This window comes from Mycobacterium sp. NGS24, from assembly GCF_059813065.1.
On record NZ_JCALDW010000011.1, the window covers coordinates 104,564 to 116,590 of the forward strand.

Below are 12,027 nucleotides of genomic sequence, written 5' to 3' on the forward strand. Positions count from 1 at the left end.
TTGTGGCATACCGCACACATCGCAAGTGCAGGGAGCGAGAATGTCCGAAAAAGTTCTGGTTACAGGTGGATTCGGGTTGGTCGGTGCGCAGACCGTGCGGCGGCTGGCCGCCGACGGGCATCAGGTAGTCGCCACCGACCTCGGCACGAAGCCGCACCGCAGGGCGGCCGCACAACTGCCGGCCGGCGTGGCAGCGCGCTGGGCAGACCTGACCGATCCGGACGCCGTCGCCATGCTGGTCGCACAGGTCGAACCGACCGTGATCATCCACCTGGCCGCGGTGATCCCGCCGGTGATCTACGGCATCCCGGACCTGGCGCGCCGGGTCAACGTCGACGCCACGGTGGCATTGTTGCGGGCCGCCGAAGCGTGCGCCCGACCACCGCGGTTCGTGGAGGCATCGAGCAACGCCGTGCACGGTGCCCGCAACCCGCACCGGCATACCGAGTTGCTCAGTGCCGACAGCCCGGTCGCGCCGTCGGATCTGTACGGAGCCCACAAAGCCGAGGCGGAGCAGCACGTTCGGCTGTCCAGCCTGGACTGGGTGATCCTGCGCCTCGGCGGCGTCATGAGCGCAGACCCGGGTGCGATGCCCTTCACCTTCGATGCGCTGTTCTTCGAGAGCGCGCTGCCGACCGACGGGCGGATGCACAGCGTGGATGTCCGTGACGTAGCGGCTGCGTTCGCCGCGGCGACCATCGCTGCGCGGGAGGACGTAGTGGGTCAGATTCTGCTGGTCGCCGGCGACGAAACGCACCGGTTGCGCCAAGGCGAGGTCGGCGCTGCGCTGGCGGCCACCCGCGGTCTGAAGGATGTGCTGCCCGGCGGCCGGCCCGGTGATCCCGCGAGCGACGAGGACTGGTTCGTCACGGACTGGATGGACACCACGCATGCCCAGCAGGTGCTGGCTTTTCAGCAGCACAGTTGGCCGGACATCCTGGCCGAGATGCGTGCTGCCGCAGGGTGGCGGCGGTACCCAATGCAGTTGGTGGCTCCGCTGGCGCGACTGGTGCTCAAGCGGCGCGCAGCCTACCGGGACGCGCCCGGCCGCTACGCGGATCCGTGGGGTGCTTTCCGTAGGAAGCTGGGCGAGCCACGGCCGGACCGGGTGCTTGCCGGCCGGATCGGGTAGCCGCTACTCAGCCCGCCGCGCGCAGCAACGGTGCCGAGGGCAGCTCGGCGACGGGGTTCAACCTGCTGAAGAGATCGACCGCCGCGGCCAGCGCGCGGTCGACGTACGCGGCGAAGTCGTCGAAACCGACCCGTTCGCCGATCCATCGTGACTGTTCTGCGGTGACGCCGACGCGCCGCGGATCTGACGATCCGTGCACCGTCGCGGTGACGTCGCGGTTCTGCTCGTTCCACGTGTCGGCGACGTGCACCAGGCGCTCGTGTTCGGTGCTGGGATAGAAACACGCAGGCGTGATGCGCACGGTGACGACATCCGGGTGCAGCGTGGGGATTTCGAGGTGCACATGCAGGCGGCGCTCGGCGTTCAGGACGAAGAAGAATTCGGCATCGTGGCGGCCGCGGAAATACCGCCGCCCGCGGGTGCGCAGGTAGCGCTCGATCAGGTCGGCGGTCAGCGGCTCAGTCATAGTTCTCCATGCTCCGGCAGGTGACTATGCGGGTCCTGGTTCCAGAGACAGGAAAACTGAAGAATCAGTTGAGAATTGGCTGAGTGACGGTGCCGTCAGACAACGACGAAAAACGAATCCCGGTACGCCTCGAGTAGTCGCAGCCACAGCTCGCTGATGGTCGGGAAACAGGGCACCGCGTGCCACAGCCGATCGATCGATACCTCGCCGGCCACGGCGATGGTCGCCGCGTGCAGCAGTTCGGTCACGCCCGGGCCGACGAGAGTCACCCCGAGCACATGACGGCTGTCGACGTCGACCACCATGCGTGCCCGCCCGGCGTACCCGTCGGCGAAAAGCTTGGCGCCGGTGACGACGTCGCCGATCTCGATATCGATGACTTTGGTGCGGTGACCGGCCTGCGCAGCCTGCTCGGCGGTCAGGCCCACCGCGGCGACTTCGGGGTCGGTGAAGAACGCCTGCGGCACCGCGTGATGATCCGCGGTGGTGGCGTGTGCGCCCCACGGCTCGGTGTCCAGCGCTCGACCGGCGGCGCGGGCACCGATGGCGGCGCCGGCGATTCGCGCCTGGTACTTGCCCTGATGGGTCAGCAGTGCGCGGTGGTTGACGTCGCCGGCGGCGTAGAGCCAGCCGTCCTCGACCGCCTTGACCCGGCACGTGTCGTCGACCTCCAGCCAACTGCCGGGGGTGAGCCCCACCGTTTCCAAACCGATGTGGTCAGTGAGGGGTTTGCGGCCGGTGGCGAACAGGATCTCGTCGACCTCGAGGCCGGTGCCGTCGCTCAATGCCAGCGATACCGGGCAGTACGGGTAAGCCCGGCTCAGTTCCTGCACCGAGACGCCCAGGCGCACGTCGACTCCCGCGTCGGTGAGTCCGCGGCCGACGAGTTCCCCCACGAAGGACTCCATCCGCGGCAGCAATTGCGATCCGCGGGCCAACAGGGTCACCTTTGAGCCCAATCCCTGCCAGGCCGTTGCCATTTCAACGCCGACACCGCCGCCTCCGACGACGGCCAGCCGATTGGGCACGTCGCTGCTGTCGGTGGCTTCGCGGTTGGTCCAGGGCCGGGCGTCGTAGAGGCCGGGCAGGTCGGGCAGGGCGGGGCGGGTGCCGGTGCACACGACGACGGCATGCCGCACGGTCAGCACCATTTCGGCACCGCCCGGGGTGGTGACCACGACCCGCCGGGGCCCGTCCAACCGTCCGTGTCCGCGGATCAGGGTGGCGCCGATGCCGTTCACCCAGTCGACCTGGCCGCTGTCGTCCCAGTCGCTGACGTACCGATCGCGGCGGGCGAAGACGCCACCCGGGTGGATCGGACCGATGATCGCCTGACGGGCACCGTCGACGCGGCGGGCCTCGGAGACGGCGATGACCGGACGCAACAATGCCTTGCTCGGCACGCAAGCCCAGTAGGAGCACTCGCCGCCGACGAGTTCGCGCTCGACGACGATGACGCCCAGGCCCGCAGCGCGCGCCCGGTCTGCGACGTTCTGCCCGACCGGACCCGCGCCGAGCACCACGACGTCGCATTCCTGCTGCTCTTCCGGCATGGTTCACACAATCCTTTCGGCTCGGTTCTGCCAACGAAGCTACTCGGGCCGCAGCAGCCCGCTGACCATTCGCGCGCCGCGCTACGCCGGCGGACTCAACGCCACCGACGCCTCAGCGGTGTAGCACAGGAAGGTCAGTGTCTCCTGCAGGTAGAGCTGCACGGTGTCGGCGTCGTGGCGCAGGTAGCCGATCGACACGTCGGTTCCCAGTTGCAGGTCGAAGTCGCCGCCCCGGGTGGTCAGCACGAACGCGCCGTCGATGGCCGGCGCCCAGATGATGTCGCCGTCGACCAGGCGGTTCAGGTGTTCGAGGATCGGATAGCCGCCGGCGGTGGTCTCGCTGACCTGGGTGTAGGTGTCGGCCGACAGCAGCACCGAGTACGGTCCGTCCACGCCGGCCAGCCGCAACGACGTCAGAGCCTGCGTGATCACATCGGGAATGTCGCGGGGGTCGTCGGGCAGGGTCAGGGGCGGATTGGAGCTGGACTTGCGGATGCCGTCGATCGAGGCCGGCGCGTAGCCCTCGAAGATGCCACGGTCCTCCACGAAGGCGAGCTTCTTGGCGGCCGCCTTGACCGGCTCCCAGTCGGGGTCGTTGGATCCGCGCTCGACATCGTCGATCTCGTTGCGGGACAAGGTGAATGGCACGCGCAGCCGTACCAGCGGTCTGCTGTCGCGAAGATGGGCGATCACCCCGTCGGCGGGCGACGCCAGGTCGATCAGCCGGCCGGTGCTGACCGAGGCGGTCACCGGGCCGCCGGGCTCGCTGACGTCGACCACCCTGCGGCCGGCGATATGCCGCTTGAAGGTGCGGGTGGCCTCCAATTCGATGTCCGCCCAGGCGACTTCGGTAACGGGTGCCAGATCGCGGTAGAGATTGTTCATCCGGAGTGTCCTTTCAGGCTGCCGATCGAAAGTGAACCGTCCTGGCGCGCCGGGGCCGGCGGCGCGTCGGCGCCGGGTTCGGGCAAGGGCGGCGGGTCGTCGAGGAAATCGACCGTGGGGGAGAAGAACAAACCCCCGGTGACCGCGGTGGAGAAGTCCAGAATGCGATCGGTATTGCCCGGCGGGTCGCCGAGAAACATGTTGCGCAACAGCCTTTCGGTCACCGCGGGGGCGCGGGAGTAACCGATGAAGTAGGTGCCGTATTCGCCCTTGCCGACCTCCCCGAACGGCATGTTGTGCCGGACGATCTTGAGTTCGGTTCCGCTGTCGTCGGTGATCACGTTGAGCGCGATGTGCGAGTTTCTCGGTTTGACCTCGTCGGCCAGTTCGATGTCTTCCAGCTTGGTGCGCCCGATCACCAGCTCCTGCTCGGTGACCGACAATGACTCCCACGACGTCATGTCGTGCACGTACTTCTGCACGTGCACGTAACACGAGCCCGCGAAGACGGGATCCTCGTCGCCAATCGCCGTGGCGCTGCGGGCAATCGGTCCGTCGGGATTCTCGGTGCCGTCCACGAAGCCGAGCAGGTCGCGGTTGTCGAAGAATCGGAAGCCGTGCACCTCGTCAACGACGGTCACCGCACCTGCCATCGCCTTGAGGATGCGCCCGGCGAGCTCGAAGCACACGTCGAGGCTTTCGGCGCGGATGTGGAACAGCAGGTCGCCCGGTGTCGAGGGGGCGTGGTGGCGCGGTCCGTCCAGCGCCACGAACGGATGCAGCTGCGCCGGCCGTGGCCCGGCGAACAACCGGTCCCAGGCCTGGGAGCCGATCGAGGTAATCACCGACAGGTGCTTGGCCGGGTCGCGGAATCCGATCGCGCGGACCAGCCCGGAGATGTCGGGCAGCGCGTCGTGCACCGTCGCTTCGCCGCCATCGTCGATGGTCGCGACGAGGAAGATCGCGGCGGGCGTCAGCGGTGCTAGTACGGGTTGGGGCTGTACCGGCGGCACTCTGCTGACCCTATCGTCATCAGTGGCGTTCCGAACAGCGATGATGGTGGACATGTCCGGCATGTCGGCAACCGCAGCAGGTCTCGGCCAGTTCATCGACGCTTCTCCCTCGCCCTTTCACGTCTGCGCCACGACGGCTGCGCGGTTGCTCGCAGCCGGCTACACCGAACTCGACGAAACCGATCGCTGGCCGGCGCAACCCGGCCGGTACTTCACCGTGCGCGCCGGATCGCTGGTGGCCTGGCGTGCTGGGGAGTCCGTGACCGCGTTCCGCATCGTCGGCGCGCACACCGACAGCCCCAATCTGAGGGTCAAGCAACACCCCGACCGGGTGGTCGCCGGCTGGCAGGTGGTGGCACTGCAGCCCTACGGCGGCGCGTGGCTGAACTCCTGGCTGGACCGGGATCTGGGCGTCAGCGGACGCCTGTCGGTGCGGGACGGCACCGGAGTCGGGCACCGGCTGGTGCGGATCGACGAACCGGTGCTGCGGGTGCCGCAGCTGGCCATTCATCTGGCCGACGACCGCAAGTCGCTGACGCTGGATCCGCAGCGACACCTCAACGCGGTGTGGGGGGTGGCCGACGAGGTACCGACGGGCGGGTTCGTTGAATTCGTTGCGCAACAAGCCGGGATCGCGGCCGTCGATGTGCTGGCCGCCGACCTGATGACGCACGATCTGACCCCGTCGGCGGTGATCGGGGCGGATTCGAGCCTGCTGAGCGCGCCGCGGCTGGACAATCAGGCCAGCTGCTATGCGGGTCTTGAGGCGTTGCTGGCCGCCGAGCCCAGCGATGTGGTGCCGGTGCTGGTGTTGTTCGATCACGAGGAGGTTGGCTCGACGTCGGATCACGGCGCCCAGTCCAACCTGCTGATCACCGTGCTGGAACGCATCGTGCTGGCAGCCGGGGGAAGTCGGGAAGACTATCTGCGGACGCTGCCCGCCTCGCTGCTGGCGTCGGCGGATATGGCGCACGCGACGCACCCCAACTATCCGGAGCGACACGAGCCGGGCCACCTGATCGGGGTCAACGCGGGACCGGTACTCAAGGTGCACCCCAATCTGCGCTACGCCACCGACGGACGCACCGCCGCCGCCTTCGCGATGGCCTGCCGGCAGGCCGGAGTTCCGTTGCAGCGCTACGAGCATCGGGCGGACCTGCCGTGCGGCTCGACGATCGGGCCCATGACGGCAGCCCGCACCGGTATCCCGACCGTCGACGTCGGGGCCCCGCAGCTCGCCATGCACTCGGCGCGCGAACTGATGGGCGTGCACGACGTCGAGACGTACGCGGCTGCCCTGCACGCGTTTCTCTCGCCGCGCTGAGCACGCTGAGCCGACGCTTCGCCATCAAGTCGGCCCCGTTTCCGGGGTGAACCTAGAATGTGTCCGTGACGAGCCCTGTGACTGACACCGTCGAGCACGCCGCAACCACCCCCGACCAGCCGCAACCGTTTCACGAGCTGGGCCTCAAGGATGACGAGTACCAGCGCATCCGGGAGATCCTGGGCCGCCGGCCCACCGATGCCGAGCTGGCGATGTACTCAGTGATGTGGAGTGAGCACTGCTCCTACAAGTCCTCCAAGGTGCACCTGCGTTACTTCGGTGAGACGACCACCGATGAGATGCGCACCGGCATGCTGGCTGGAATCGGTGAGAACGCCGGCGTGGTCGACATCGGCGACGGGTGGGCGGTCACCTTCAAAGTGGAGTCGCACAACCACCCGTCCTACGTCGAGCCGTACCAGGGTGCGGCCACCGGTGTCGGCGGCATCGTCCGCGACATCATGGCGATGGGCGCGCGGCCGGTCGCTGTGATGGACCAGCTCCGGTTCGGGGCCGCCGAGGCGCCCGACACGCGCCGCGTGGTCGACGGAGTGGTTCGCGGTATCGGTGGTTACGGCAACTCACTGGGCTTGCCCAATATCGGCGGCGAGACCGTCTTCGACGCCTGCTACGCCGGCAACCCGTTGGTCAATGCGTTGTGCGTCGGCGTATTACGCCAAGAAGACCTGCACCTCGCCTTCGCGTCCGGGACCGGCAACAAGATCATCCTGTTCGGTGCGCGCACCGGCCTGGACGGGATCGGCGGGGTGTCGGTATTGGCCTCGGACACATTCGACGCGGAGAACTCCCGCAAGAAGCTGCCGTCGGTGCAGGTCGGCGACCCGTTCATGGAGAAGGTGCTCATCGAGTGCTGTCTCGAGCTCTACGCCGGCGGGCTGGTGATCGGCATCCAGGACCTGGGTGGTGCGGGATTAGCCTGCGCCACATCGGAATTGGCGTCCGCTGGAGACGGAGGCATGGCGATCGACCTGGACGCCGTCCCGCTGCGAGCCAAATACATGACGCCCGCCGAGGTGCTGTGCAGCGAATCCCAGGAGCGGATGTGCGCGGTGGTGGCACCGGAGAACGTGGATGCGTTCATGGCGGTGTGCCGCAAGTGGGAAGTGCTGGCCACGGTGATCGGCGAAGTCACCGACGGTGACCGGTTGCGCATCACCTGGCACGGCGAGACCGTCGTCGACGTGCCGCCGCGCACGGTGGCCCACGAAGGTCCGGTCTATCAACGTCCGGTCGCCCGGCCCGACACACAGGACGCCCTGGTCGCCGACACCTCCGCCGGGCTGCCCCGGCCCCGGACGGGCACCGAGCTGCGCGCGACTTTGCTTGCGCTGCTTGGCAGCCCGCATCTGTGCAGCCGCGCGTTCATCACCGAGCAGTACGACCGCTACGTGCGCGGCAACACCGTGCTCGCCGAACATGCCGATGGTGGCGTGCTGCGCATCGACGAGGCGACCGGGCGTGGTATCGCGCTGTCCACCGACGCGTCGGGGCGCTACACCCAATTGGATCCCTACACCGGCGCGCAACTCGCACTGGCCGAGGCCTACCGCAATGTCGCCGTCACCGGCGCCACCCCGGTTGCGGTGACCAACTGCCTCAACTTCGGCTCGCCGGAGGATCCCGGGGTGATGTGGCAGTTTTCCGAAGCAGTGCGCGGACTGGCCGATGGCTGTGCGGCACTGCGGATTCCGGTCACCGGCGGCAACGTCAGCTTCTACAATCAAACCGGGTCGTTGCCGATCCTGCCGACACCGGTGGTCGGCGTGCTCGGCGTGATCGACGACGTGACCCGGCGCATCCCCACGGCGCTGGGCACCGACCCCGGCGAATCCCTGATCCTGCTGGGCGACACCCGCGACGAATTCGACGGCTCGGTCTGGGCGCAGGTCACCGGCGATCATCTGGGCGGGCGACCGCCCGCTGTCGACCTGGCACGCGAGCAACTGCTGGCCGAGATCCTGAGCGCGGCATCGCGGGACGGGCTGGTGACCGCCGCCCACGACCTGTCCGAGGGTGGCCTGGCCCAGGCCGTCGTCGAAGCGGCGTTGGCCGGTGAAACCGGTTGCCGTCTGGTGCTTCCCGAGGACGCCGACCCCTTCGTGACGCTGTTCTCCGAGTCATCGGGCCGGGTCCTGGTCGCGGTGCCGCGCACCGAGGAGAGCCGGTTCCGGTCCATGTGCGAAGCGCGCGGGCTGCCCGCCGCCCGCGTCGGGGTCGTCGACCCGGCCTCGGACGCGATCGAGGTGCAGGGGCTGTTCACCGTGTCGCTGGCCGAACTGCGGGAGACGTCGGAGGCGGTGCTGCCCCGATTCTTCGGGTGAGCCTCAGGGATTGATGGTGTAGTCGCCGAGCTGACGTCCCCACACGTAGTCCAGCACCAGCGGCGACGGCAGCTCGAAGTGATTGTAGGGCGCCAGGCTGGCACCGACGTCCATCACCAATAATGGTGCAGGCCACAGGTTTCGGGTGATCGTCTGCCAGCAGCCCGGTTTGCCGCCCGGCCCGCCGCGGGCGTTGACCCTCGGCAGGTTCTCCGGATAGAAGTACGGGGGCGGGGCCCCGGTGATGGCGCCCGCGGACGTCGCGCCGAGCGAATATCCGTTGGAGCCCAGGGCGGCCTTGATCCGCGGCGCCACCTGGTTGTAGTTGCGCAGCGTGCAGAAGACCTCCGGGCTGTACTCGTCGAGCAGCTCCGCGGTGGGTCTCAGATCGACGGCGCCGCGGGCCAGATACGGTCCCGCGCGCTCGAACACCGGGGCGCCGGTCTGGCCCAGCCCGGCGGCCGCCAGCAGCGCCGCGTCCAGTTCGCTGCGCTGCCGGTCCACGGTGCGTGCGGTGGTGGCGACCCGGTTGAGCGCATCGAGCAGATCGGGCGCGGCGTCGGCGTAGACATCGCCCAGCGCCGCCAACCGCTGAACGTCCAAACGCGCCTGCGGCAGTTGCGGATTGAGGTCCGCGAGGATGGCATCGCCGGTGGACAGCGAGGCGCCGAACTTGTCGCCCAAGCCGGTCAACCCCTGGGCGGCCGCACTCAGCGTCAGGTTGAGCTTGACCGGATCGACCTTGTCGGCGAGGGCGCTCAGCGTCTCGAACAGGCTGTTGAACTCGGTGGTGACATGCGTGGCGTTGATCACCGTCGAAGACGTGATGTGTTGTGGCGATGGGGTTTTCGGTGAACTCAGCGCGATGTACTTGTTGCCGAAGACGGTGGTCGCCTTGATCTCGGCGGCCACATTGGCCGGGATCTGCGGGATATAGCGCGGGTAGATGTCCAGCGTCACCTGCGCCGCCGGTCTCCCGTCGCGGGTGATCTCGGAGATCGCCGCCACCCGGCCGATCTGCACACCGTTGTAGGTGACCTTCGCGCCGGGGTCCATCACCAGGCCGGCCCGCGGGGCGATCATGGTCAGCTTGGTCTTCGCGGTGAAGTTGCCGCGGAACTGCCAGTACAGCGCCCCGAAGACGAGCATCAGCACCACCAGCGTCAGCAGGCCGATGGTCTTGAACGGCGGTCGCGCGCCCGAACGACGACCCATGACTCTGAGACCCTAAGGTATGACCGCCCGGAATAGCGCCGATCCGGTGAAGACCCGACAGGCCGTGTTGGCCGTTGCCGACTGGCTCCGCGACCCCACCCGCTCCGCCCCGGACCGCGCCACCCTCGGGTCGGCGGTGCGTCTCACCGCCCGCACTCTGGCTGCTGTCGCGCCGGGCGCGAGTGTGGAGGTCCGGGTCCCGCCCTTCGTCGCGGTGCAGTGCGTGGCGGGGCCCCGGCACACCCGCGGCACACCACCCAATGTCGTCGAAACCGACCCCCGGACGTGGCTGTTGGTGGCAACGGGACTGATGGGGTTTCAGGATGCGTCGGCGACGGGCGAATTGGCGCTGTCCGGCTCGCGGGCCAGTGAAATATGTCACTGGTTGCCGCTCGTGGATTTAGGCCCTGAGCACTGAGTTTGCCGCGACACGAAGATTCGGTGAACAGCAACACGCGGGTTTGATTCGGCACGGGGGCGTCGCGGCCCGTAGACTCCGTAAGCGTCACTAACCGCGCCCTAGGGAGCCGCCACATCGTGACCGCGCAGCAGCCTGAAGAAGACTTCAATTCGCCTCGTGAAGAGTGTGGCGTATTCGGGGTCTGGGCCCCCGGCGAGGACGTCGCCAAACTCACCTACTACGGCCTCTACGCATTGCAGCATCGCGGCCAGGAGGCCGCGGGCATCGCGGTCGCCGACGGATCCCAGGTGCTGGTCTTCAAAGACCTCGGTCTGGTCAGCCAGGTGTTCGACGAGCAGACGCTGGCGGCCATGGAGGGCCACGTCGCCATCGGCCACTGCCGCTACTCCACCACCGGCGACACGACCTGGGAAAACGCGCAGCCGGTCTTCCGCAACACCGCAGCCGGTACCGGGGTTGCGCTGGGACACAATGGAAATCTGGTCAACACCGCAGAACTTGCCGCCCGGGCCCGTGATGCGGGGTTGATCGCCAAGAGGTGCCCGGCGCCGGCGACGACGGACTCCGACATCCTGGGCGCGCTGCTGGCCCACGGCGCTGCCGACTCCAGCCTGGAGCAGGCGGCATTGGAACTGCTGCCGACCGTACGTGGCGCGTTCTGCCTGACTTTCATGGACGAGAACACCCTGTACGCCTGCCGCGACCCGCATGGCGTGCGGCCGCTGTCGCTGGGACGGCTGGACCGGGGTTGGGTCGTCGCCTCCGAAACCGCGGCGCTGGACATCGTCGGTGCATCCTTCGTCCGTGACATCGAGCCCGGCGAGCTGTTGGCGATCGACGCCGACGGGGTGCGCTCCACCCGGTTCGCCAACCCCTCGCCCAAGGGCTGCATCTTCGAGTACGTCTACCTGGCCCGGCCCGACAGCGTCATCGCCGGTCGGTCGATCCACGGTGCGCGCCTCGCGATCGGCCGCCGCCTGGCGCGGGAGCGCCCGGTGGACGCCGACCTGGTGATCGGCGTGCCCGAATCCGGCACACCGGCCGCGGTGGGTTACGCGCAGGAATCGGGCATTCCCTACGGTCAGGGCCTGATGAAGAACGCCTACGTGGGCCGCACCTTCATTCAGCCGTCGCAGACGATCCGGCAGCTCGGCATCCGGCTCAAGCTGAATCCCCTCAAAGAGGTGATTCGCGGCAAGCGGCTGATCGTCGTGGACGACTCGATCGTGCGCGGGAATACCCAGCGTGCCCTGGTGCGGATGCTGCGCGAGGCCGGGGCGGTGGAGGTGCATGTCCGCATCGCCTCGCCGCCGGTGAAATGGCCGTGCTTCTACGGCATCGATTTCCCGTCGCCGGCCGAGCTGATCGCCAACGCTGTCGAGGACGAAGACGAGATGCTCGAAGCGGTACGGCACGCGATCAATGCCGACTCACTCGGTTACATCTCGTTGCGCGGCCTGATCGCCGCCACCGAGCAGCCGGCTTCGCGGTTGTGCACGGCGTGCTTCGACGGGTCCTACCCGATCGAGTTGCCCAGTGAAAGCGCGTTGGGCAAGAACGTCATCGAGCACATGCTTGCCAACGCCGCGCGCGGCGCCGGACTGGGCGAGTTGTCCGAGCCGGAAGTCCCCGAAGTTCCCGTCTCGCACTGACGAGAGCGACTCGGGGCGGGCAAG

At 68.1% G+C, this 12,027-nt stretch carries 10 protein-coding genes; 5 read left to right on the forward strand and 5 right to left on the reverse strand.

The window, feature by feature from the left end:
* Nucleotides 1-40 precede the first annotated feature (40 nt).
* Nucleotides 41-1,132: an NAD-dependent epimerase/dehydratase family protein gene (locus tag AC5Y6Y_RS15950; RefSeq protein WP_499919017.1), complete on the forward strand. Its 1,092-nt coding sequence runs from the start codon at nt 41-43 to the stop codon at nt 1,130-1,132.
* 7 nt (nt 1,133-1,139) lie between these two features.
* On the opposite strand, the gene AC5Y6Y_RS15955 is transcribed toward AC5Y6Y_RS15950, so the two are convergent.
* From AC5Y6Y_RS15955 to AC5Y6Y_RS15970, 4 genes are all read right to left on the reverse strand, one after another.
* On the reverse strand, nt 1,140-1,598 hold the full coding sequence (locus tag AC5Y6Y_RS15955) for a YbjN domain-containing protein (protein WP_499919014.1): 459 nt from the start codon (nt 1,596-1,598) through the stop codon (nt 1,140-1,142).
* A gap of 95 nt (nt 1,599-1,693) precedes the next feature.
* The gene (locus AC5Y6Y_RS15960) at nt 1,694-3,151 is read right to left on the reverse strand and encodes a dihydrolipoyl dehydrogenase family protein (RefSeq protein ID WP_499919012.1); all 1,458 of its coding nucleotides are present in this window, start codon (nt 3,149-3,151) and stop codon (nt 1,694-1,696) included.
* Between the two features lie 81 nt (nt 3,152-3,232).
* Entirely contained in the window at nt 3,233-4,036 is an 804-nt protein-coding gene (locus AC5Y6Y_RS15965; RefSeq protein WP_463828455.1) for a family 1 encapsulin nanocompartment shell protein, read from the reverse strand.
* Nucleotides 4,033-5,049 carry a Dyp-type peroxidase gene (locus tag AC5Y6Y_RS15970; protein ID WP_463828456.1) on the reverse strand — a complete coding sequence of 339 codons (1,017 nt, stop codon included), beginning with the start codon at nt 5,047-5,049 and terminating at the stop codon, nt 4,033-4,035. Before AC5Y6Y_RS15970 ends, AC5Y6Y_RS15965 begins: the two co-directional genes overlap by 4 nt.
* A 61-nt stretch (nt 5,050-5,110) precedes the next feature.
* Here AC5Y6Y_RS15970 and AC5Y6Y_RS15975 point away from each other — a divergent pair, with 61 nt between their 5' ends.
* Both AC5Y6Y_RS15975 and purL read left to right on the forward strand, forming a co-directional pair.
* Complete coding sequence (locus tag AC5Y6Y_RS15975) at nt 5,111-6,373, forward strand: M18 family aminopeptidase (protein ID WP_499919083.1); 1,263 nt, start codon at nt 5,111-5,113, stop codon at nt 6,371-6,373.
* A 77-nt stretch (nt 6,374-6,450) separates the two neighbouring features.
* On the forward strand, nt 6,451-8,715 hold the full coding sequence (gene purL / locus AC5Y6Y_RS15980) for a phosphoribosylformylglycinamidine synthase subunit PurL (protein WP_499919082.1): 2,265 nt from the start codon (nt 6,451-6,453) through the stop codon (nt 8,713-8,715).
* Nucleotides 8,716-8,718: 3 nt separating this feature from the next.
* Here purL and AC5Y6Y_RS15985 read toward each other — a convergent pair whose 3' ends face one another.
* Nucleotides 8,719-9,930 carry an MCE family protein gene (locus AC5Y6Y_RS15985; protein WP_499919009.1) on the reverse strand — a complete coding sequence of 404 codons (1,212 nt, stop codon included), beginning with the start codon at nt 9,928-9,930 and terminating at the stop codon, nt 8,719-8,721.
* A gap of 19 nt (nt 9,931-9,949) precedes the next feature.
* Between AC5Y6Y_RS15985 and AC5Y6Y_RS15990 the strand changes: the two genes are divergently transcribed.
* Nucleotides 9,950-10,348 (forward strand): sterol carrier family protein, encoded by a 399-nt coding sequence (locus tag AC5Y6Y_RS15990; RefSeq protein ID WP_499919007.1) that lies wholly within the window; start codon nt 9,950-9,952, stop codon nt 10,346-10,348.
* Between the two features lie 119 nt (nt 10,349-10,467).
* A complete protein-coding gene (gene purF / locus AC5Y6Y_RS15995; RefSeq protein WP_463828459.1) occupies nt 10,468-12,003 on the forward strand; it encodes an amidophosphoribosyltransferase in 1,536 nt (511 codons plus the stop codon).
* Nucleotides 12,004-12,027: the final 24 nt, after the last annotated feature.